18 protein-coding genes are annotated in these 22,369 nt (G+C 38.1%); 16 read left to right on the plus strand and 2 right to left on the minus strand.

Features of this window, described 5'->3' with window-relative positions:
- Nucleotide 1: 1 nt before the first annotated feature.
- The 9 genes from AC0L6O_RS13285 (at nt 2) to AC0L6O_RS13325 (ending at nt 9,680) form a co-directional block, all read left to right on the plus strand.
- On the plus strand, nt 2–1,441 hold the full coding sequence (locus AC0L6O_RS13285; RefSeq protein WP_473302984.1) for a SusD/RagB family nutrient-binding outer membrane lipoprotein: 1,440 nt from the start codon (nt 2–4) through the stop codon (nt 1,439–1,441).
- A 307-nt stretch (nt 1,442–1,748) separates the two neighbouring features.
- Nucleotides 1,749–2,978: an ABC transporter substrate-binding protein gene (locus tag AC0L6O_RS13290; protein ID WP_473302986.1), complete on the plus strand. Its 1,230-nt coding sequence runs from the start codon at nt 1,749–1,751 to the stop codon at nt 2,976–2,978.
- Entirely contained in the window at nt 2,968–3,822 is an 855-nt protein-coding gene (locus AC0L6O_RS13295; RefSeq protein ID WP_473302988.1) for an ABC transporter permease, read from the plus strand. Before AC0L6O_RS13290 ends, AC0L6O_RS13295 begins: the two co-directional genes overlap by 11 nt.
- Nucleotides 3,812–4,585 carry an ABC transporter permease gene (locus AC0L6O_RS13300; protein WP_473302990.1) on the plus strand — a complete coding sequence of 258 codons (774 nt, stop codon included), beginning with the start codon at nt 3,812–3,814 and terminating at the stop codon, nt 4,583–4,585. Before AC0L6O_RS13295 ends, AC0L6O_RS13300 begins: the two co-directional genes overlap by 11 nt.
- Complete coding sequence (locus AC0L6O_RS13305; RefSeq protein ID WP_473302991.1) at nt 4,585–5,304, plus strand: ABC transporter ATP-binding protein; 720 nt, start codon at nt 4,585–4,587, stop codon at nt 5,302–5,304. Before AC0L6O_RS13300 ends, AC0L6O_RS13305 begins: the two co-directional genes overlap by 1 nt.
- Nucleotides 5,305–5,966: 662 nt before the next feature.
- The gene (locus AC0L6O_RS13310) at nt 5,967–6,881 is read left to right on the plus strand and encodes a nucleoside hydrolase (protein WP_473302992.1); all 915 of its coding nucleotides are present in this window, start codon (nt 5,967–5,969) and stop codon (nt 6,879–6,881) included.
- A 204-nt stretch (nt 6,882–7,085) separates the two neighbouring features.
- Complete coding sequence (locus AC0L6O_RS13315; RefSeq protein ID WP_473302994.1) at nt 7,086–7,886, plus strand: hypothetical protein; 801 nt, start codon at nt 7,086–7,088, stop codon at nt 7,884–7,886.
- Nucleotides 7,887–8,136: 250 nt separating this feature from the next.
- Nucleotides 8,137–8,682, plus strand: coding sequence for a TlpA family protein disulfide reductase (locus tag AC0L6O_RS13320; RefSeq protein WP_473302995.1), 546 nt, complete (start codon nt 8,137–8,139; stop codon nt 8,680–8,682).
- Nucleotides 8,683–8,834: 152 nt separating this feature from the next.
- Nucleotides 8,835–9,680, plus strand: a complete 846-nt coding sequence (locus AC0L6O_RS13325) for an alpha/beta hydrolase (RefSeq protein WP_473302996.1) — start codon at nt 8,835–8,837, stop codon at nt 9,678–9,680.
- Between the two features lie 258 nt (nt 9,681–9,938).
- On the opposite strand, the gene AC0L6O_RS13330 is transcribed toward AC0L6O_RS13325, so the two are convergent.
- Nucleotides 9,939–10,652: an NUDIX hydrolase gene (locus AC0L6O_RS13330; RefSeq protein WP_473302997.1), complete on the minus strand. Its 714-nt coding sequence runs from the start codon at nt 10,650–10,652 to the stop codon at nt 9,939–9,941.
- Between the two features lie 164 nt (nt 10,653–10,816).
- Here AC0L6O_RS13330 and AC0L6O_RS13335 point away from each other — a divergent pair, with 164 nt between their 5' ends.
- From AC0L6O_RS13335 to AC0L6O_RS13355, 5 genes are all read left to right on the plus strand, one after another.
- The gene (locus AC0L6O_RS13335) at nt 10,817–14,884 is read left to right on the plus strand and encodes a ThuA domain-containing protein (RefSeq protein ID WP_473302999.1); all 4,068 of its coding nucleotides are present in this window, start codon (nt 10,817–10,819) and stop codon (nt 14,882–14,884) included.
- A 685-nt stretch (nt 14,885–15,569) separates the two neighbouring features.
- The gene (locus AC0L6O_RS13340; RefSeq protein ID WP_473303000.1) at nt 15,570–16,559 is read left to right on the plus strand and encodes an LLM class flavin-dependent oxidoreductase; all 990 of its coding nucleotides are present in this window, start codon (nt 15,570–15,572) and stop codon (nt 16,557–16,559) included.
- A gap of 87 nt (nt 16,560–16,646) precedes the next feature.
- Nucleotides 16,647–17,657: a virulence RhuM family protein gene (locus tag AC0L6O_RS13345; protein WP_473303002.1), complete on the plus strand. Its 1,011-nt coding sequence runs from the start codon at nt 16,647–16,649 to the stop codon at nt 17,655–17,657.
- Between the two features lie 76 nt (nt 17,658–17,733).
- Nucleotides 17,734–18,309, plus strand: coding sequence for a Crp/Fnr family transcriptional regulator (locus AC0L6O_RS13350; protein ID WP_111371723.1), 576 nt, complete (start codon nt 17,734–17,736; stop codon nt 18,307–18,309).
- A gap of 100 nt (nt 18,310–18,409) precedes the next feature.
- Nucleotides 18,410–18,847 (plus strand): SRPBCC family protein, encoded by a 438-nt coding sequence (locus AC0L6O_RS13355; RefSeq protein WP_473303004.1) that lies wholly within the window; start codon nt 18,410–18,412, stop codon nt 18,845–18,847.
- Between the two features lie 254 nt (nt 18,848–19,101).
- On the opposite strand, the gene AC0L6O_RS13360 is transcribed toward AC0L6O_RS13355, so the two are convergent.
- Entirely contained in the window at nt 19,102–20,244 is a 1,143-nt protein-coding gene (locus AC0L6O_RS13360) for a N(5)-(carboxyethyl)ornithine synthase (RefSeq protein ID WP_473303005.1), read from the minus strand.
- 355 nt (nt 20,245–20,599) lie between these two features.
- Here AC0L6O_RS13360 and AC0L6O_RS13365 point away from each other — a divergent pair, with 355 nt between their 5' ends.
- Together AC0L6O_RS13365 and AC0L6O_RS13370 are read left to right on the plus strand one after the other, a co-directional pair.
- Entirely contained in the window at nt 20,600–21,481 is an 882-nt protein-coding gene (locus AC0L6O_RS13365) for an RluA family pseudouridine synthase (RefSeq protein WP_473303007.1), read from the plus strand.
- 118 nt (nt 21,482–21,599) lie between these two features.
- Nucleotides 21,600–22,367, plus strand: coding sequence for a CDP-alcohol phosphatidyltransferase family protein (locus AC0L6O_RS13370; RefSeq protein ID WP_473303008.1), 768 nt, complete (start codon nt 21,600–21,602; stop codon nt 22,365–22,367).
- Nucleotides 22,368–22,369: the final 2 nt, after the last annotated feature.

The following is a 22,369-nucleotide window of genomic DNA, read 5'->3' on the forward strand; positions in this document are numbered from 1 at the left end:
TATGAAAAATATATTAATAACAATATTTGCTCTGGGCATCTCCTCGGTGAGTTGTACAGATGGTTTTGAGGAGCTCAATCAAAACCCAAACTCTCCTCAGAATGTTGGTCCTCAGTTTTTACTGACAAACGTACTTTCTATTTCCTCTGACAAAAACGCTTATGAACAAGGTTTTAGATTGTCAAACTATTTGACACACTTTGCTGCTAGTGTGGAGTTTGAAAGAATAGACCGTTACGAAATGGGCTCTAACAGTGCTTACTGGAATAGTACCTACAAATTGCTTTCAGACATACGCTCCATGCAAGAGTTGGCCGGCGAAAATCAAGCATACAAGGCCGTGGGCGACATCATGAAAAGTTACCTTTTCTCCCAGCTAACTGATATGTGGGGTGATATTCCTTACAGTGATGCTGTGGGGGCTTTAGATGGTAATTACACTCCCGTTTATGATTCTCAGGAAAGTATCTATATGGCCCCACAAACAGGTATTCTAGCGGTTTTGAAAGCTTCTGCAGCAACTTTAGAAACTACAGGAGATAAAATTCAGGGCGATATCATGTTTAATGGTGACTTGCAGAAATGGGTTCGATTTGCCAACTCGCTTCGTTTTAGGTATTTGCTAAGAGCGAGCAACAGACTTTCTGACTACTCAGAGATGCAGGCTCTTGCCAATTCTGGCAAATTGATGCAGTCCAATGAAGATAATGCCGTAATACCTTATTTGAGCTCCGCTCCAAACCAATTCCCAATGGCTTCTGAAAGCCTTGGACTTTACCAAGAACACAGAATGACGCAAACAGTAGATTCTGTTTTGACTCTTTGGAATGACCCACGTGTGGCGGTTTTCTATAAACCCTCTCAGCTAAGTGTAAATAATGGAACACCAGCATATAAAGGACTTTTAAACGGTCAAAGCCGCGAAACAATAGGAACAAAAGGCATCAACCTGAACGATATTTCTTTGTTTGGCTCTATATTTAGAGATGTTCCGAACGGTGTAGACGCTCAGTTTATGCAATATGCCGAATTACAGTTTGCTTTGGCAGAAGCTGCCAAAAAAGGTTATATCTCAGGCGATGTAGAAACCTATTACCAAAACGGTATCAAAGCCAGTTTTGATTATTATAAAGTGACTTTACCAGCAGATTATTTAAGTGCAGACGCCATTGCCTTAAACGGCACTGATGATTTAACAAAAATCTTAAGCCAAAAATGGATGAGCTTAATTTCTGTAGGGCACGAAGCCTGGTTTAACATCCGAAGAACAGGCATTCCTGCTCTAACCGCAGGCCCAGATAACCTAAATGATGGCAAATATCCAGTACGATATTTATACCCAGAATCGGAACAAGCAACCAACGCCGCCAACTACCGAGCAGCAGCAGACAAAATAGGCGGAGACAACATCAACAGCAAAGGCTGGTGGGAAAAACGGTAAGCACCTTTCAAACAAAAACGAACAGAGATATAAGAAATAACAATTCCTTATAATATCCTGTACTGTCTGAGGACCAGAAAATTCATTTAAATGAATTTTCCAGTGTGAGTTTACAGGATAACCCTTTTTTGATTCGTTTTTTACAAACGGTGCGACGTCTCGCAAAATGAACTCCCCTCCGGAAGGAGAGCAAAAGTAAGAGGGTCATCGAATTAAGACAAGAAGATGTTTTAAATGAAGGATAAAACATTTTTAGAACCCTCAAAAAAATATTACCCCATATTTGCATAAGAACAATAAGCTCTAAATGAACAATCATAAACTAAACATATTAATAGGACTCTTTTTTACGGTAATAATTACTAGTTGTAATCAAGAGCCAAAAGAAGATAAAGAGTACTTAAAAAGTGCCCCTTGGGAAGAAATCTCAAAAGAAGCCGAAGGCACAACCGTCAACTTCATGATGTGGCAGGGCAGCACTGTCATAAATAATTACATCAATAATTATGTGATTCCTGAGGTGAAAAATAGGTTTAACATTGACCTGAAAATCAGTAGTGGCCAAGGTCCAGAAATAGTGCAGTTGGTCATGAGCGAAAGAGACGCTTCTATTGACAATGGACAGGTGGACATAGTCTGGATTAACGGCGAAACCTTTTTCCAACTGAGACAAATAAAAGGACTTTGGGGGCCTTTTGTGGAGCAATTACCAAACGCCAAACTGGTCAATTTTAATGACCCATACATCGGTATGGATTTTCAGCAACCTGTAGCGTATATGGAAGCTCCCTGGAGTATAAATCAGTTTTGTATGATTTATGATAGCACTAAACTTAGTACTGCTCCTCCTGCTACTTTAGACGAACTAGCCACTTTTGTGAAAAAGTACCCTGGTACATTTACCATTTCTAACGACTTTACGGGCATGACACTCTTAAAAAGCTTTTTGGCTGAATTAGGAGGTGGGAACAATGCACTAGATGGAGCCTTTGACGAAGAAAAATACGCTAAACTTTCTACTAAGCTTTGGGACTACTTGAATGCCAACAAAAAAGACTTTTGGAAAAAAGGGCAAACCTTTCCTAGTGAGCAGTCAAAAATGAATCAGCTTTACGCCATAGGTGAGCTTTATGTTCTTTATGGTTTTGGCGAAGGCAACATTGAAACCAAAGTAAACAGCGGGCTTTATCCTAAAAGTACGGTGGGTTATCCATGGAAAAACGGTACAGTTAAAAACTCAAATTATTTAGGAATTTTGCATAATGCACCACAAAAAGCAGGTGCCATGCAGGTTATTAATTTTTTGATGTCGCCTGAGGCTCAACTAAAAAAAGCCAGCAAAGACGGTATGGATGCAAATACAATTTTAGATATTGACAGGTTAAATCCTGAATTTCAAGACAAGTTTAAAACAACCATGCAGAGAGACTATGGTCCAAATATGGAGGACCTTAAAGACTATGCCATGGCAGAACCTGCTGCAGAATACATGATTAAGCTTTTTGAAGACTTTAGAACCCAAGTTATTGAAAAGTAAACGCTTTAATATCGGCATTCTATTCTTTGCGGTATTCGTCATACTGCCCTTTCTATCTGCCTTTTTGTATGCTCTTTTATACAGTTTGGGCATTATAGGCGTGGTAAATGATGGCTTCACGCTAAAGTTTTGGAAAACCGTTTTAAGCTCTGGCGATTTCTTTAGGTCCTTCTTTTACAGTGCCGCCATAGCCGCAGTTTCTACCTTCCTTTCCGTTTCGGGTGCTCTGTGGATTAGCCTTAAATTCCGAAAAGAACTAGAAAAAGGCATTTACTCTTTTTTGATTTATTTGCCACTGGCAGTCCCTGGAATTGTGACAGGTTTCTTTACATTTCAGCTACTTTCTAAAGGTGGTTTTTTCTCTAGAATAGCCTATAAACTAGGCATTATTTCAGAGGCAAATCAGTTTCCTGAAATGGTAAACGACTCCTACGCCATAGGCATGGTGCTTTCTTTTATAACCCTTGCTCTACCTTTTTTCCTGCTGCTTTTTCTTAATATTTATAAAAACGAAAGAGTGGAAGAACTCTCTGTTTTGGCCAAATCTTTAGGAGCAAATAAACGTCAAATTACACGTAAGGTTTTCTTGCCATTGATGCTTCGCAAAAGCTGGATTTTGATAGTCTTAAATTTCATTGCGACCTTGGGAGCCTACGAAGTGCCCATTATTCTTGGGCAGCAATCACCCGAAATGTTATCCATTCTTATTTTAAGAGAAATTAGACAATATGATTTGACTAAAATGTCGGAGGGTTACGTGATTGCCGTAATTTATACTTTGATGGTGACGGCCTGTGTGGTTTTCTTATTCCTTTCCAGAAAAAAAGCCCTGCATGAAACCTAATATAAAATCCATATTGCTGGCCATAGCGGGAGTGCTCATCATCTTCCCTTTTGTCTATTTGGTAATGCTCTCATTGGCGTCAGATTGGCAATATCCCAATATCTTGCCTAGCTATCTAGGTTTGAAAAACTGGAAAACCATTTTAGGCTCTGAGCTAGGTCTTTTGACTAGTTTTTTTGAATCTATTCTTATTTCCTTGTCGGTAGCTTTTGTGTCTACCATTTCTGGTTTTTGGGGCAGCAGGGCAGTTTATAATCATCCAAATAATAAGCTATTGACGCTCCTCACCTACTTCCCATACATTTTAGCACCTGTAGTTTTTGCGGCTTGTTTTAGCTATTTCTTTATCAAAATGGGCTTATTTGGTAATGCCTTTGGCGTGGTGGCGGCACAGTTTCTTATCACCTATCCTTTTGCCTTGATATTCTTCAGCAGTTTTTGGAACAAAAAAATCAAAAGTTATGAAGAACTGGTAACTACTTTAGGCGGTAATTCTTTTCAAACATACATCATGGTTTTGCTGCCGCTGGCAAAAGGCCTACTCTTAATATGCTTTTTTCAAACCTTCCTTATTTCATGGTTTGAATACGGACTTACTTCCGTTATTGGCCTGGGCAAAGTGCAAACCCTCACCATCAAGGTGTTTATGTACATCAAAGAAGCCAATTATTATTATGGAGCACTGAGTTGCTGTTTGTTGATTTTTCCGCCCGTTTTACTCCTATATTTCAATAAAAAATACGTTTTCAAAAGCCTAGTATAATGTTTTTAAAAGTCAAAGACCTGCATAAGAGTTTTAATAAGGAGGCGGTGGTAAGCCACCTCAATTTTGAGCTAGAGGCCAATAAAACTTTGAGTATTTTGGGTAAATCTGGCTGTGGTAAAACTACCATGCTTAAAACTATTAGCGGCCTGTTGGCTCCAGACCAAGGTGAGATTATTTTAAACGGAAAAGTTATCAATGACGTAATACCTGAGCAGCGAAACATCGTATATCTATATCAAGAAGATTTACTTTTTCCGCATCTAAACGCTTTTGAAAACATTGCTTTTGGACTGCGATTACGTAATACTTCTGAAGCCGAAGTACAGGAGAAAGTCATGCAAATGATTAGCAGTTTAGAGCTGCAAGGTCAAGAAAATAAAATGCCAAATCAGCTATCTGGCGGACAGAGACAGCGTGTTTCTTTTGGCAGAGCCATTATCACTAATCCTGTGCTGCTGCTGCTAGATGAGCCTTTTGGAAGTTTAGACACCATCACAAGGGAGCGAATGCAAAAGCTTTTTAAGAATTTGACAGAGACTTTTGGTATTACCTCCATTTTTGTGACCCACGATCTAAAAGAGGCTGTACTTATGGGAGACAGCATCGGTTTTATGGACAAAGGAAACCTAAAGGTATATGCCAACAAACAAGATTTCATAAAAGACCCAAGCACCGGTGTCCAAAACGAAATTAATTTTTGGGGCAGTTTAAAATAGAATAGCAAGAAAAAAGCGGAACGAAGTTTTAAGGTATAAAAGAAGAAAGCGTTTGTCATGATTTTGGCACAAAAGCCAAAAATCCCGCCAAACAAAACGGAGAGGTGTTGTTCAAATATATATCTATTAACATACCGCTCCTCTGGAGCTAAGAGTATTTAGAACAGATAGAAAAAGAAACAAGAAATACCTTATAAAGCTATGTACTGTCTGAGCACAAGCAAAATTCAAGAACAAATGTTATTTCAAAGGCACTAAAACTATTTGAATTTTGAATGTGTGAGTTTACATAGCGATGTTTTTTGGGAGGAACGCCTCCCGGTTCGTTTTTTTCGAACGGTGCGACGCCTCGCAAAATGAACTCCCCACTCTGGAAAGCGAACAAAGAACTTTAATAAAAATGAAATAAGAAATTCCGTATAAAGCTATGTACTGTCTAAGCACAGGCAAAATTCAGGGAGAAGTGCTAATACAATGGGGATAACCATAAGAATTTTGAATGTGTGAGTTTATATAGCGATGTTTTTTTTGCTTCGTTTTTTTTCAAAAAAAAATGACGTCCACACCGGAAGGTGAAGGGAAGAATAAGCTTAGACTAGTTTGAGGATATGGACCCAATCGAAAACAAGGGCTTTAAATATTAAAATTAAAAAAACACAAAAATGAAAAAAGTTTGGATTGACACCGACCTATCCGTAGGCATGAAAAGACACACCAGAGAAGGATACTGCGACGTAGACGACGGCTATGCAGTACTTCAACTGATGAAATCTGATAAAGTAGACATCTTAGGCATTTCTGCAGTTTTTGGAAACACCACATTAGAAAATGCCCTAGCACTCAGCCGATTCATGAGTAAGGAATTTGCCGACAATAAAATCCCTATTTATGAAGGAGCGTCAAAAGAATTAGATTATACCGACTTAGCCACAAACGATGCCGTAGAAGCCATGGCAGCTGCTCTTAAACAAGACAAAGTGACGATAATGGCGATAGGGCCAGCCACCAATGTGGGCATATTGCTTTTGAAACACCCAGAGCTAAAAGACCAAATAAAGGAAGTGGTATTAGTAGCAGGAAGAAGAAAACCAACAGACTATTTTGAGATAGGCAACATGGGAAACCATGCCAAAGACCTCAATTTCGATTTGGACAATGACGCCTTTAGAATTTTGCTAGAATCTGGCGTAAAAACCGTTTTATGTCCTTTTGAAATTTCTAATAAGGTTTGGGTAAAACAAACAGACTTAGAAAAACTAGCAGAAGGAGACGCTGCCAACAAATGGATTTCTAAAGCCTCCGAAGCATGGCTTGCACAATGGGTAGAGCAAGGTGCAGCAGGTTTTAACCCTTTTGACGTTTTGGCGAGTCATTATATCATTAGCCCAGAAGATATCATCTCTGAGAAGCTATATGCACGCTTAGAACTACACCCCGACGACACCGTAAAAGACACGGAAAGAAAAGCCTTCAAGCAGTATTTACTCTGCGATGAAAAACCAAACGGCTTCCCCGTAACCTATTGTTATGATGTAGTGGAAGATTATCATGAGAAGTTGATGGATAGTTTGAGATAGGTATTTTGGACTTATTATTTATGCAGAGCTTCTTTTGGGGGTTCTGCATTTTTTCTTACTTTTTCTCCAAATCACAACTCTCTTTTCAGTTAGATGCCAAGATTTTAATACTTTTGAATTTAAATAACTTCTATATTACCTGTTTAGCTCATTTATCTTTATGGATTATATAGTCCACGACATTGCTAAAAATAAAATCGTAGTATGATAGAACTTTTTAAATCATTTTTTGAGACTTCAAATGAAAGAATTAAGAATCCACTCATTGGGACTTTTACAATTTCATGGATACTACTGAATTGGAGGCCTATTTCCATAGTTTTTTTTTCTGAAAAGACTATTCTTGAACGAATTGAACTTATTGATGAAAAATATACTTCAATTTTAACATATTTAATTGTACCAATAACTATTGCTTTTTTTTATGTCATTGTACTTCCCTATTTAATGTGGGGAATTGATGAATTAATAAAGAAGTCTTCAATAGGCAGGAAAAATAATTTAACAAATCAAATCATTCTTGACTTCCGCGGAAAACAACTTATTGCGGCTGAGGAAAGTAAGTTAGAAGATTTAAAAGCAAATTATAGAGAGAGGGCCGACTCTAACAAACAAATTGAACAATTAAGAAAACAATTAGACGAAAGAGAAGCTGAACTAAATTCTAGTTTTCAGGCTTTAAAAGAATTGAAAAATCAAAACCAAGAATTAAATAGTTTAATCGAAGCTGGTTCTATTCCAGTAATTAATAATACTGAATCATATGAAAATCAATACAATGATTTTCACGACTCTGACCTTTCCAATGTTTTCTTAGAAGTTGGAATTAGTATCAGAAATAAAGGTGAATTCCCCGATGGGTTAAACGATATCTTAAAAGAAAAATTCTTAATTCAAGATATAGTTACGAAAACAACCGGACCGCATAATTTCAGCTATGAACTGACAGACAAAGGTTTTTTCTTTTGGAAAAAACAAATTAATAATACCCGAGTTTTTAGATGATTTTTTTCTTGTAAGCTTAGGTTAAGCGTCCACAAGCACTGGCCTGTATGAGTTATTTCTACTTTAACATAAAGATTTATAATATGGGACTGAGGCTGAATACCACTCCGGCAAAGCTAGATTTATCCGCCTTAGGAGGAAGCTTTGCAGAGCAAAAATTAGGTGACATTTTTAATCTATCTTTAACCTGTATGTTTCTCATGTAACAAACCTCACCCATTTATCATTATAAAAAACTCAATTTGCATTAATGGACTGGATAAAGAAAAATTACGGAAATGTGCTTTGGGGACTTTTTATAGTACTCCTTTTTATTCCTCAAACAGGAACTCCCATCAAAGTGTTTATTAATAGGCTAATAGCATTCAGTCCTAGCGTAGAAGCTGTGGAAGACAGAAAAACACTGGAAGACTATCAATGGCAACTAAGAAACTTAGATGGCCGTGTGGTGAACTTTCAGGCATTCAAAGGCAAAAAAATAATGGTCAACTTTTGGGCTACTTGGTGCCCACCATGCATTGCAGAAATGCCAAGCATGCAAGCATTATATGACGATTATAAAGATAAAGCCGTTTTCGTTTTCGTGACCAATGATGATAGAGCAGCCATTGACAAGTTCATAGCCAAACGTCATTTTAATCTACCCATTTACCAAGCACTAAGCCCAGCTCCTACCCTCTTAGAAGGAAACAGCTTACCCACCACTTATCTAATTGACGAATCTGGGGCTGTTTTGATTGAAAAAACCGGTGCTGCCGACTGGAACAGTGATAAAGTTAGGGCTTTATTGGAGTGATGGTTTTTGGTGTCAATCTTTTAGCAATGGTCTCATATAAATGCACTAATGATATTTAGGACCCATTATTAAACAAAATCCACTTATTTAAACAGTATTTTGATACTTTTGAAAAGGTATAGCTAGACGCATTTATTAAAACCATGAAATCAATGCCAAGAAAACACTTTTTCACCCTCTTCTTAATTTCAGTAATGGCAGCTTCGTCGGTGTATTCGCAAGAACGCATTGTTTACAAACAGATTGACTCCACTAGCTTATTTATGGAGGTGTATCGTCCTGATAATATTGATGCCACTAAAAAGTACCCTACCATTGTTTTCTTTTTTGGCGGTGGTTGGAATGGAGGTTCTGTGAAGCAGTTTGAACCGCATGCTAAGTACTTTGCCAAAAGAGGAATGATTTGTTTTTTGGTAGATTATCGTGTAGCCAGCAGACAACACACCACACCTTTCGAATCTTTGAAAGATGCAAAATCTGCCATTCGATTTATTAAAGAACAAGCCGACAACTTGCAGGTAGACACTTCTATGATAGTGGCATCAGGAGGTTCCGCTGGTGGGCATTTAGCCGCCGCTACAGCTTTGATAAATGATTATAATGAGGACACCGATAATTTGAACATAAGTGCCGTTCCTGATGCCTTAGTTCTCTTTAATCCAGTTATAGATAATGGCCCTGGTGGCTATGGTTTTGAAAGAATTGGGAATGAGTATAAGAATTTTTCTCCCCTTCATAACATCCAAAAAGGTGCACCCCCTACCATTATTTTCCTCGGAACTAAAGACCATTTGATTCCTGTGGAAACCATGCAGTATTATAAAACTGTCATGAATAAATTAGATAGCAGATGTGACTTACATTTATATGACGAACAAGGTCATGGCTTCTTCAATTATGCAAAGTTTGAGTTCTATAAGAAAACTGTTCATAAAACAGATTCCTTCTTAAAATCATTGGGTTATTTAAAAGAGGAGCCTAAAATTAATATGGAGTAAAAAAAACGCTCCGTCTAAGATCTATTCAGTTGTTCTTTTGTAGAATTTTCATTGCTTTTTTGTAAAGAAAATATCTCTGCTATTGGTTTAAAAACTTCCGTCGGCAGACCATTGATTATCAAAGCTACCGTTTACCAAAACTGTGAACCTAGATTAAAACTTTGTCAATTTTTTCAGTAAAACAACAAAAGTTTCATTTCGAACTAGCTCCCACACACCTTCTTAAAAGGAGATAACTAAAACAAATAAGCTTCCACATCAATGCTTAAATCGATACAAGTAAGGAGCTTTATTGGCAGCACCGGTATACTTCTTATCTAAACGCTCTAGTACGTTTAAGTCTAGCATCTTTTTTTGGAAGTTATTTCTCGCAAATGGTTTGTCGTAGACGGCTTCGTATAGCTCTTTAAGTTCACGCATGGTAAAGGTTTCTGGAAGCAGGTTAAAACCAATAAGCTTTCTATCAAAATTTAAACGCAGCGTTTCCAAAGCATGTTCCACCATAAGACCATGGTCCATGATTAAATTGGGAAGTTTCTTATAATCTACCCACTCCACCTTTTCATCAAACACGCCTTTACTCAGTTTTACTTTGTCAATTTCTACTAAGGCATAATAAGCAATAGACACAAAACGCTGACTCAACCACTTAAAATCTTCCTTTGTAAAAAAATCACTTTTAGGGGCATTTAATAGATTTTCAAAAAGTACGTTGTTACTCCTCCCCTCTTGCCCAAATACCCGGTATTGCTCCAGAAAAATATCTCTCAGTCCAGTACGTTCCTCTAAAATTCTGGCTGCCGCCAAATCAGTCCCCTCTTCTTTATAAACAAAACCACCAGGCAAAGACCAAAAGTCACCTTCAAAATTGACTTTTGCTACCAGAACCTTCAGTTCCTTATTCTTATAACCAAAAACTACCGAATCTATAGAGAGTTGGTCAATGTATTCTTCTGCTTTAAACAATTTCATTCCTTCCATGTTATCCTCAAAAATACCGCTATCTACTTTATCAACCGTTTAATTCAAATTTCATTATTCAAATATAAACTTACACAAAATTAATGTCTAAAAAATAGACAATAAAGTTTTTCTTAATACCTTTAAGCTTGAAATAAAATTAACCTTTACTAACTATGAGATTTTCAAAGCTCAAATTCTTCCTCATACTACCTCTGACAGTGCTACTTATGGTACAGTCGGCCGTAGCACAGAAAAAACTAAACCTCTTAGTTTTTAGCAAAACAGTAGCATTTAGGCATGCGTCTATTGAAGCTGGTCAAACTGCCTTAAAAAAAATGGCTGGAGAAAAAGACTTTACTGTAAGCTTTACGGAAGACGCCTCTCTTTTTACCGAGTCAAATTTGAAAAATTACAATGCCGTAGTTTTCTTAAACACTACTGGTGATATTCTTAACGACAAACAGCAAGCTACTTTTGAACGCTATATTCAAGCTGGCGGCGGTTATGTGGGTGTTCATGCCGCTACAGATACAGAATATGAATGGCCTTGGTATAACAAATTAGCTGGAGCATGGTTTCAAGACCATCCTATGACACCAAGTAATGTTCAAAAAGGACGTTACTATGTGACAGAGAAAAATGCTTTGACCGCAGGTATGCCAGAATCTTTTGAAAGAACTGATGAATTTTATGCTTTCAAAAACATCTCTGATAAGATTAACGTAGTACTGAAAATTGACGAAAGCTCTTATATAGGAGGAACCAATGGTGATAATCACCCAATGAGTTGGTATCAGGAATTTGACGGTGGTCGCTCTTTTTATACCTCAATGGGGCATACAGATGAGACTTATTCTGAGCCTTTATTCCTAAATCATTTATATGCAGGAATAAAATACGCCACTGGTGGAGATTCTCCTGCAGGCATTGACTTTTCAAAGGCCAGACCAGAGGAAAACAGATTTACCAAAGTGGTTTTGAAAGACAAACTTGATGAGCCAATGGAGCTTACACTTTTAGACAAAGACCGCGTACTTTTCATTCAGCGTAAGGGAGAAGTTAGACTTTATAATAACCAAACCAAGGAGCTTAAAACTATTGCCAACATTCCTGTGAGCAAAATGTATGTAAGTGCTGAAGGAAAAGAAGCAGTAGCTGAAGACGGGCTTTTAGGACTAAATAAAGACCCAAACTTTGCTAAAAACAATTGGATTTACATGTACTACTCCTCTACCAAAGGGTCATATAATGTACTTTCTAGGTTTACCATGAAAGGCGACGAACTTTTGATGGACTCAGAAAAAGAGATGCTAAAAATCCCTACGCAAAGAGAAGAGTGCTGCCATACTGGAGGCTCCATAGCATGGGACAAAGCAGGAAACTTGTTTTTATCTACAGGTGATAATACAAACCCTCATGGTTCAAACGGCTATAGTCCAAGTGATGAAAGACCAAGAAGAAGTGCTTGGGATGCTCAAAAATCTTCAGCAAACACAAATGACCTTAGAGGTAAAATCATAAGAATTACGCCTCAGCCAGATGGTACTTACACTATTCCAGAAGGAAACTTATTTGCCAAAGGAACAGCGAAAACAAGACCTGAGATATACACCATGGGGCACCGTAACCCTTTCCGTATTTCAGTAGATAAGCATACTGGCTTTGTGTATTGGGGCGAAGTTGGCCCTGATGCCAACGACCCACAAGAAGGCAGAGGCCCAGCAGGACATGACGAAATAGGCCAAGCTCGCAAGGCTGGTAATTTTGGCTGGCCACATTTTGTAGGTAATAATAAGGCTTATAACAAGTATGACTTTGCTAAGAAAAAGTCACTAGAAAAATGGGATGCTGCTGCACCTACCAATACCTCTCCTAATAACACCGGTTTAGAAATACTCCCTCCTGCAAAAGACGCTTTTGTATGGTATCCTTATGGTGAGTCTCCTGAGTTTCCATTGGTAGGTACTGGCGGAAGAAACGCCATGGCTGGCCCAGTTTTCTATTCGGATGATTTTAAAGGAGCTGAAAGAGCTTTCCCTAAGTATTACGACGGAAAGTTTTTAGAATATGAGTGGATGCGTGGCTGGATAATGGCCGTAACAATGGATAAAGAAGGAAACTTTAAGTCTATGGAGCGTTTTATGCCAAGTTACAAATTCAGTAACCCAATGGATATGGTCTTTGCCGACAACGGTGATTTATATATGTTGGAGTACGGTTCTGGTTGGTTTACGGGAAATGACGATGCTCGTTTGATTAGAATAGAATATAATGGCGGTAACCGTCAACCACAAATTCAGATGACTGCCAACCAATTAGGCGGTGCAGCTCCTTTTAATCTTGAACTTTCTTCTGATGGTACTGTTGACGCCGATGGCGACGCATTAACGTATAACTGGACAATTACTGGTGATAATTTTGCGACAGCTGTAAACAGTCAAAACGCAAAACTAACGCTGAAAGAAATTGGTATTTACCAAGTAAAATTGACCGTCAAAGACGGAAAAGGCGGCACTAATAGCCAAAGCATGGAAGTGACTGTAGGTAATGAGCCTCCGGTAGTGAGCTTAGAAATGCCGAATAGTAACAAAAGCTTTTTTGTGGCAAACAGAACGTTTGACTACGACATCAAAGTGACCGATAAAGAAGACGGTTCATTAGCAAACGGAATTGAACCAGACCAAGTAGCTGTGAGCATTGACTATTTGGCCGAAGGCTTTGACAAAGTAGACATAGCCCGTGGACACCGCTCGGCGGATGCATCTGCTGCTTTTGCCAAAGGCAGAAAACTGATAGAAGGAAGTGATTGTATGGCGTGCCATAGCAAAAACAAGAAATCTATAGGGCCAAGTTATACAGACGTAGCCAATAAATACAAAGGCGATAAAGCCGCTTTAGAAACATTGACCAAGAAAGTAATTTCTGGCGGAAGTGGTGTTTGGGGAGAAACAGCCATGGCGGGGCACCCTTCATTGTCTACAGAAGATGCTTCTGAAATGGTGAAGTATATCTTAAACATTGCTAATGAAAAGCCTGCGGCCAAAACGCTTCCTGTAAAAGGAACATTTGCGGCCAAAGTACCTGCTGCAGACAAAGGACAAGGCGTATATATAGTTCGTGCTTCTTACGAAGACCAAGGTGCCATGGGCATGCCTTCGCTTCGTTCTGAGCAGTCTTTTGTATTAAGAAATTCTAAATTGGGACCTCATGACTTTGATGTTTATGAAGACATCAACAAAATGGCTTTTGGTGGAAACAAACTAGCCATTCCTTCAAAAAATGGTTCATATATGGCCTTAAAGCAAGTTGACCTTTCTGGAATTAAAGCAATAGAATTTGCAGCTACTGCACCAAAACCTCAGTTAAATGCTTCTGGTGGACGTGTTCAAATAAGATTAGGCAGTGCTAAAGGCAAGCTAATAGGTCAAACTGAGTTTTTAGAACCTAGCGAAGCCATGAGTTTTGAACCCAAATTCATTACAGCCAACATTAATTTACCAGAAGGAACTGCAGATAAATTACAAGACCTTTATGCTGTTTTTGTAAATCCTGATGCGGGTTCGCAATCCATGATGGTAGTGATGGGCATTGAATTTAAAATGCTAGCCGAAGGTGAAGTCATTAAAGCTCCAAAATCAAATCATGCCGATTTCTTTGTAGGAAAATGGAATACCATGTTTGTAGGAACTCCTCAGGGAGATGTCAAATTGCTTTTAGACATTGCCAGAAAAGACGGAGGCTTGGTAGGGAGTATTACACCGGATATGCCAGATGCAGAAACCGTTCAATTAGATAAAATAGAAGAAACAGAAGAGGCCATCACCATCTATTTCAATATGATGAACTATGACCTTAACGTGACTTTGAGCAAAGAAGGCGACAATAATCTAAGTGGTAAACTGATGAACATGATTGATGTGACATCGGAACGTGTGGTTGAAAAAGTTGATTTTTTCGCAGGAAACTGGAAGACTACCTTCATCGGTACTCCGCAGGGAGACGCTGAACTAATTCTTCATATGGAAAGAGAGAATGGTGATTTAAAAGGTACCATTACTCCTACTGAAGCTGGTGCTGAAGCCGTAACTCTTGACAAAGTGGAAGAAACAGAAGATAGCGTAACCATCTATTTCAATATGATGAATTATGACCTTAACGTCGTGCTTAAAAAAGAAGATGAGCAAAACCTAAAAGGTAGCCTAATGGGCATGTTTGATGTTACTGCTGAGAAGATGAAGTAACACAAACGAATCATTTGTTTAAAAGGCGAATCTCAAAATGAGGTTCGCCTTTTTTGTGTTTGCAGGCTCATTTTGTCATTATTTTGGTTTTCACGACCAAAATCTCGCCAAATAACATATTCGTATTGATGCAATTTTATACCACGGGTTTCACCGGCGGCTACCGATGTTTTGCCCCGTAGGGACAACGTTATACCTTGTTGTTATCACATTGTTCTACCGATGTTGTACCCCTACGGGGCACCATTATTTCAAACATTTTTGAAACCTGACAACTGTAATGTCCCGTAGGGACAAGACATCGGTAAAAAAATCCTCAACCCAATACTCACTTTTTTTGCGTGTTTTTTTGCCCTAAAGCAAAAAACATGATAAAAAACCGATGTTTTGCCCCTAAGGGGCAACGTTATACCTTGTTGTTATCACATTGTTCTACCGATGTTGTACCCCTACGGGGCACCATTATTTCAAACATTTTTTAAAACCTGATAACTGTAATTTCCCGTAGGGACAAGACATGGGTAAAAGGCTCACCAATCAAAACCCCGTTTTTTGGCGTGTTTTTTTGCCTTAAAGCAAAAAACATGACAAAACATAGAGCAAACTACCATGATTCAAACATTCATTCAGCTCTAGCAAACTTTCTAAAAAGCTTTGAGGTTTTATATAGATATCATCGACAATTATGAAAAAAACACCGATTTCTGTTCTTGAATTAGCCACCGTAGTAGACGGCGGTAACCACAAGATTGCTATAGATAACCTAGTAAAAGTAGCCCAACATACGGAAGCCTTAGGCTACAATAGAATCTGGATGGCAGAGCACCACAACATGGAGTACATTGCCAGCTCAGCCACATCTGTTTTGATAGGCCATGTGGCAGGAAAAACCAGCAAAATACGAGTAGGTTCTGGTGGAATAATGCTTCCCAACCACAGTCCACTGGTTATAGCTGAGCAGTTCGGCACTTTAGAAACCATGTACCCTGGCAGAATAGATTTGGGCTTAGGACGTGCACCTGGTTCTGACCAAGAAACTGCTTGGGCTTTAAGAAGAAACAACATGAATGCCTCTCAAAACTTCCCTGAAGACATTGGGCATTTACAGCGATATTTTAGCAAAGAAAACAGTAAGGCAAAGGTTCGTGCTTTTCCTGGCGAAGGACTTGATATTCCGCTATACATTCTTGGTTCTAGTACAGACAGTGCCTATTTGGCAGCAAAACTTGGTCTTCCATACGCTTTTGCCGCTCACTTTGCCCCTGCCCAGTTTAGACAGGCAATAGCTATTTACAGGAGCAATTTCAATCCATCGGCAAAACTGGCTAAACCTTATGTAATGGCATGTGTTAATGTTTTAGCGGCAGACACGGAGGAAGAAGCTACTATTCTCTTAAACAGCCTAATAAGCTTAATTATAGGCATTATCACGAACACCAGAAAGCCACTTCGACCGCTAAAAGAAGTTCCAGAAGGATATCATATCCCAGAAATCAAGAATGCGGTGGACAACATGTTGGCCTGCACTTTTGTAGGAAACAAAGAAAGTATCAAAACCAAAGTAAGCGGATTTATAGAAGACACTGCCATTGACGAGCTCATAGTCACTTCACACATCTATGATTTGGATGCTAAATTGAAATCGTTTAGTATTTTAAAGGAGGCTTTGGAGTGAGATACAAATTCTAGAATCTATGTGAGCTAAAGTTTATGCTTTTGGTGTTTATAGAATTCCTTATGATTTTTATGCAAATTGCAAATCATGGACAAGACACAGCAAAATATAATCATTTATAATACCACCGATGGAAAAGCATCGGTATCACTCTATGCCAAAGATGGAATGGTATGGATGAACCAAAATCAATTGGCACAGCTTTTTGGGACCTCAATACCAAACATCAGCACACACATATCTAACATACTTAAAGACAATGAATTACACCCAGATTCAGTTATTAAGGATTACTTAACAACTGCCAGCGATGGTAAAGATTATAAGGTTACTTTTTATTCGCTTGAGATGGTTCTGGCGATAGGTTTTAGAGTTCGAAGCAAACGAGGCACACAGTTTAGAGTTTGGGCAAACCAACATCTAAAAGAATACCTTGTCAAAGGTTTCGTAATGGATGACGAACGTCTTAAAAACCCAGATGGTCGACCTGATTATTTTGACGAATTTCTGGAGCGAATCAGAGAGATTCGTGCATCGGAAAAACGTTTCTACCAGAAGATAAAAGAACTCTTTGCCTTAAGTAGTGACTACGACAAAACCGACAAGGCTACCCAAATGTTTTTTGCCGAGGCACAAAACAAATTGTTATATGCAGTAACTCAAAAGACTGCCGCCGAAATCATAGTTTCAAGGGCTGATAAAAATAGCCCAAATATGGCACTCACAAACTGGAAAGGAACAAAAGTGAGAAAACAAGATATTCTGGTAGCCAAAAACTATTTATCCAAGGATGAAATAGATACTTTAAATCGCTTGGTAATAATCTTTCTAGAAACCGCTGAATTACGTGTTAAAGACCGTATCGATATTACAATGAAATTCTGGACTGAGAATATTGATAAAATCTTAGAATTTAATGACAGACCATTACTTTCAGGAAAAGGCAGCATTAGCCATGCTCAAATGGAACAAAGAGTAAATGATATTTATACACAATTCAATGATAGAAGAAAAGAACTAGATGCCCTGAAAGCAGATGAGGAAGATTTACAAGAGCTTAAACAGCTTGAAAACAGTTTGAAAAATCGCCTAAAATAGGGTGCAAAAAATTTGTCTTAAATAACTCATCTTTATTCCTTCCCTTTAAAACGAATAAAGTAAACATTCAATTTAAATGACAAACCAACTCGAAGAATACATAAAATCTTACTTTGGTGTGGTAAAAGCAGACCAGCTTAAAGAAATAAGTGCTTTGTTTAAACCTCTTTTCATAAAGAAAGGGGATTACTTTTTGAGAGCTGGGCGTCAGTCAGATAAGTTGGGGTTTGTGCAGTCTGGGCTTTTGAGAGTTTTTGTAGAAACAGAGGAAAAAGAAATCACGCAATGGATTTCCTCAAAAGGTCAATTTGCGACCGACCTTTCTAGTTTGGTTTTTGAAACCCCTTCTAGATGGAATATTCAAGCTCTGGTAGATACCGAGTGTTATGCTATCAGTAGAGACGCTTACAACAGAATTGGTACGCTTATCCCAGAATGGCATCACCTAGAGAAGCTATTCATTGTTCGCTGTTTTACCCTCATGGAAGATAGAATTTTCGGACACCTCTCTATGACTGCAGAAGAAAGATACAATGCCTTTTTTGAGCAAAATCGAGAATTATTCCATCAAGTTCCACTCCAACACATCGCTTCTTTACTGGGTATGACACCGGAAACCTTCAGCAGAATAAGAAGAAAACAGCTCGATTGATTTCTTGATTTATGTCAATTACAAGCAGCTAATTGGTTTAGATATTTGTGTTTTAAAAGGCAAATTGCTATTCACAATTACATATAAACAGACATAAACAATGGCATTCGAAATCAAAACAGAAATTACGATAAACGCATCTCCAGAAAAAGTTTGGAGCATTCTTACCAATTTTGAGGCATATCCAAATTGGAACCCTTTTATAAAGTCAATTACTGGTCAGGTAGCTGTAGGGCAAAAAATCACAGCTAGAATAGCTCCTCCAGATGCTAGTGAAATGACTTTCAAACCCACAGTTTTGACATTCGTTGAGAATAAGGAATTGTCCTGGCTAGGACATCTTCTATTTTCTGGGATATTTGATGGAACACATAAATTTGAACTTCAAGACCACGGAAACGGAACTACTACTTTTATTCATAGTGAAATTTTCAAGGGAATATTGGTACCCATCTTCAAATCACAATTGAATAAAAACACTAAAAATGGCTTCATAGCAATGAATGAAAAGTTAAAGCAATTGGCCGAAAAGGCTTAATTATAACATGAGTTCGACGTAAGGCTAAAACATACTTTACTTATAATGAGATACTTTATGGTAAAGTTTGTCATGATTTTGGCTTTTTTTGCCAAAATCTCGCCAAACAAATTATTATATTCTATTGATTGCTTAGAGCTTACGCCCTACGCTACCAATATTACGCTCCTCTGGAGCTAAAAACTTCTTTCTTACATCGAACTCACGTTAATTATAATACTCAAACAAGCTAAAAGCCACTTTTAGTCTCTAAATTACTGTACCATATGAGGATATTCTACTTCCCTATTTTGAAACCTAAGAATTGAATCTTTCATAATTTTTCCTTGGTCTGTATTTATGGCATTTTTGAGCGTGCTGTTCTGCTCCCAACCTTCTGGACCAGCAAGCATTGATGGCAAATGAACGATTAACGCTGCTGAGATAGAACGAGAAGCACTTTCCCAAAAGTAACTTGGTGTATGGTCTACCGCATAATAATCTACCTTATCTACATTAATTATGGGTTCTTTGAATGTAGTAGGTTTGGCAAAGTAAAAGCCCATGCCTTCGTCACAACTTACATCAATAATCAAAGTACCAGGTTTTAAGCAAGCCTTTTCTTCTTCCAGAACAAAATTAAGCGGGTCGTCAATGTCTTGGTAAGTGCCGTTAATGATGATATCAGACTCACTTATCAAATCAAAAAGAGGACGCTCTGAGCCATCATGTTCCACCACTTTTAGTCGTGGTTCATTTACACCACCTTTCTGAATACGAGCATAACTTACGTCTAAAACCTCTTCTCGCACTTCATGGTCGGGTCTTTGAATGTATATGGTGATATCTCTAAAACCATGAGCTTTTAAAGCATAAATAGCTCCCCTACTCACGGCACCAAAGCTAAAAATGCTCACCTTTCGCTGGTTGCCATAGTGCCCATCTATTCCTTTGAGCTGTAAAGCGTGAATTACCGCACAGTAACCTGCCATCTCGTTATTCTTATAAAATGTATGCCTGCCAATGGTACCATTTGGCGACCAAACAAACATATCTTCAAAGGCTATCAGTGTTAATTTTCTATCAATAGCCGTTTGTGTAACATCGCTTTGCTGTGCACAGTGAGGATAACCCCAAATAATGCCGCCTTCTTTTAACTGCTTTAAATCTGACAAAATAGGTTTAGCGATAATAGCGGAGCCTATATCGGTCAAAATTTCGTTTCTTGAAGCTACGCCACCTGTTTGACTGGCAATTTCTTCATCGTCTATATTGAATGGCTTGCCATATCCTTTTTCAAAAATCAGTTTTCTACGAACGTTTTCTGGAAGTCTATTTAAATGTTCTGGATGAATTGGGACGCGTCTTTCGTCTTCTTTTTTAGACGTTCCGATAACGCCCATTGTCGATAATACCATAAGATATTTCTTTTGATTGAGGCCAAGAATCATTAATGAATTGAGCGAGGCACGTGATAATAAGAGTTTACTTACTAGCTACCAGGCATTAAGATGACGGCTAGGTTTCAATAATCAGAGAAGACTGCTACTATTTGGAGCGGAGATGGTGATTAATATCGACTGATAATCAATTGTTTTGGTAAGATACACTAATTAAACCCACAAGTATTATTAAGCTACGCTTTCACCATAATAATCATACTTATACGCCTATATTTCATAAGAAAACTCAGTGGGCTTACTTATTAAGTATTTACCAAAAATTAACGCCTACCTTTGAGAACCTCCAAAATACTGGTAATAAGAATAATTAATGATTAAAAAGAAGAGCAATCCCCTCCTATTCGATGTTACCGAAGAAAAAGAATTATTGATTTTCTTACTTGCGGCTATGCCAAGTAAAAGCCGCCAAGTAGTTAAAAACATACTCCGCGACAAGCAGGTTTTTGTAGAAAACGAACCTACGAGCCAATACAATCAAATATTGAAAATAGGCCAAATAGTAGAAATAAGAAAGGATAAGCAGTTTCAAAATAAGAAGCTAAAAGGACTTAAAATCATATTTGAAGACCAGCACCTCGTAGTTATAGATAAAGAAGCTGGAATGCTATCTATAGCCACCGCTAAACAAAAAGACAATACCGCATACAGTATTCTAAGTGAATATGTCAAAGACCAAAACGCCAGTAATCGCATTTTTGTAATCCACCGATTAGACAAAGAGACCTCTGGCATCATGATGTACGCTAAGACGCAAAAAATACAGAAAATGCTTCAGGAAAACTGGAATGACAACATTCTGGAGCGTAGCTATCTGGCGGTGATAGAGGGTAAGCTAAAAAAGGCAAAGAGTACAATTTCCTCTTTCCTTACTGAAAGCAAAGCCTTTATAGTTTATTCTTCTCAAAATGCCACCAAAGGGAAAAAAGCCGTTACGCACTATGAAGTACTCAAAACGTCAAAAAACTACAGCCTTTTGAAAATAGATTTAGAGACAGGACGTAAAAATCAGATTCGTGTACATATGCAAGATATTAGGCATTCTGTGGTTGGCGATAGTAAATATGGTGCTACCAGTAATCCTATAAGACGCCTTGGTCTTCATGCTTGGGTATTGGCATTTACACATCCCATCACAAAATCAAAAATGCGTTTTAACACAGAAGTTCCTGTTCTTTTTTCAGGTTTGTTTTAAGCCTTAAATTTCTACCCGTTGCTCTAATCTGCTAAATGCAATCTTTCTAGCTTCATACTTGTTGTATTAAAAAGCTCTTAAATCGGAGCCTATATTATTGACACTCTATTGATTACTAATGTCCAAACTTTCTCCTGACGATAAGTTTCTAGATTTCTCTGACTACGGTCGGTCTTTGGCTAAGCTTATTGTTTCCACTGTAATCAATACCAAAATAACACCCATTCAGCTTACACTGGCTTTTGGCGTATCAGGTTTATTCGCAGTCTATTGTATCTTCAAAGGCTATTTCATTTTAGCAGGAGTTTTCCTAATCCTAAAATCAGTTCTTGATGCGGCAGATGGCGAGTTAGCAAGGCAAAAGAATACTCCTTCCTATGTAGGTCGATATCTAGATAGCATTTTTGATATTATTCTCAATTTGATGCTACTTCTTCTTATTGGTTACCTCAGTCAATCGCCGCTATTGCTTACTTTATTAGCTTTTATTTGCGTACAAATGCAAGGTACACTCTACAATTACTATTATGTCATTCTCCGAAACATAAGCGTAGATGGCGACCAAACGAGTAAAGTTTTTGAGCAAAAAGCTCCAAAGGCTTTTGAAGGCGAAAAGCAAAGTACTGTCAATACCATGTTTCTAATATTTCAGGTGCTATACAGCTTTTTTGACCGCACTATTCAGGCTTTAGACATGAACGCTCACCGCTCAAAAAACTACCCAAACTGGTTTATGAGCCTAGTTTCTATCTATGGGCTTGGCTTTCAACTTCTGATTATTGCCCTTTTTCTGGCCTTCGGCAAAATGACCTTGATAATCCCCTTCTTTATAGGCTATACAGTATTGCTTCCTTTTATGATTTTGGTGAGGAAAGGTTTGAGGTAAAT

This window comes from Arcticibacterium sp. GJ41-1 (assembly GCF_055808875.1).

What these genes read in the sequence shown, in the direction of transcription:
- AC0L6O_RS13285 (WP_473302984.1), top strand. Translation starts at nt 2, where the DNA reads ATGAAAAATATATTAATAACAATATTTGCTCTGGGCATCTCCTCGGTG.
- AC0L6O_RS13290 (WP_473302986.1), top strand. Translation starts at nt 1,749, where the DNA reads ATGAACAATCATAAACTAAACATATTAATAGGACTCTTTTTTACGGTA.
- AC0L6O_RS13300 (WP_473302990.1), top strand. Translation starts at nt 3,812, where the DNA reads ATGAAACCTAATATAAAATCCATATTGCTGGCCATAGCGGGAGTGCTC.
- AC0L6O_RS13305 (WP_473302991.1), top strand. Translation starts at nt 4,585, where the DNA reads ATGTTTTTAAAAGTCAAAGACCTGCATAAGAGTTTTAATAAGGAGGCG.
- AC0L6O_RS13310 (WP_473302992.1), top strand. Translation starts at nt 5,967, where the DNA reads ATGAAAAAAGTTTGGATTGACACCGACCTATCCGTAGGCATGAAAAGA.
- AC0L6O_RS13315 (WP_473302994.1), top strand. Translation starts at nt 7,086, where the DNA reads ATGATAGAACTTTTTAAATCATTTTTTGAGACTTCAAATGAAAGAATT.
- AC0L6O_RS13320 (WP_473302995.1), top strand. Translation starts at nt 8,137, where the DNA reads ATGGACTGGATAAAGAAAAATTACGGAAATGTGCTTTGGGGACTTTTT.
- AC0L6O_RS13325 (WP_473302996.1), top strand. Translation starts at nt 8,835, where the DNA reads ATGCCAAGAAAACACTTTTTCACCCTCTTCTTAATTTCAGTAATGGCA.
- AC0L6O_RS13330 (WP_473302997.1), bottom strand. Translation starts at nt 10,652, where the DNA reads ATGAAATTGTTTAAAGCAGAAGAATACATTGACCAACTCTCTATAGAT.
- AC0L6O_RS13335 (WP_473302999.1), top strand. Translation starts at nt 10,817, where the DNA reads ATGAGATTTTCAAAGCTCAAATTCTTCCTCATACTACCTCTGACAGTG.
- AC0L6O_RS13340 (WP_473303000.1), top strand. Translation starts at nt 15,570, where the DNA reads ATGAAAAAAACACCGATTTCTGTTCTTGAATTAGCCACCGTAGTAGAC.
- AC0L6O_RS13345 (WP_473303002.1), top strand. Translation starts at nt 16,647, where the DNA reads ATGGACAAGACACAGCAAAATATAATCATTTATAATACCACCGATGGA.
- AC0L6O_RS13350 (WP_111371723.1), top strand. Translation starts at nt 17,734, where the DNA reads ATGACAAACCAACTCGAAGAATACATAAAATCTTACTTTGGTGTGGTA.
- AC0L6O_RS13355 (WP_473303004.1), top strand. Translation starts at nt 18,410, where the DNA reads ATGGCATTCGAAATCAAAACAGAAATTACGATAAACGCATCTCCAGAA.
- AC0L6O_RS13360 (WP_473303005.1), bottom strand. Translation starts at nt 20,244, where the DNA reads ATGGTATTATCGACAATGGGCGTTATCGGAACGTCTAAAAAAGAAGAC.
- AC0L6O_RS13365 (WP_473303007.1), top strand. Translation starts at nt 20,600, where the DNA reads ATGATTAAAAAGAAGAGCAATCCCCTCCTATTCGATGTTACCGAAGAA.
- AC0L6O_RS13370 (WP_473303008.1), top strand. Translation starts at nt 21,600, where the DNA reads ATGTCCAAACTTTCTCCTGACGATAAGTTTCTAGATTTCTCTGACTAC.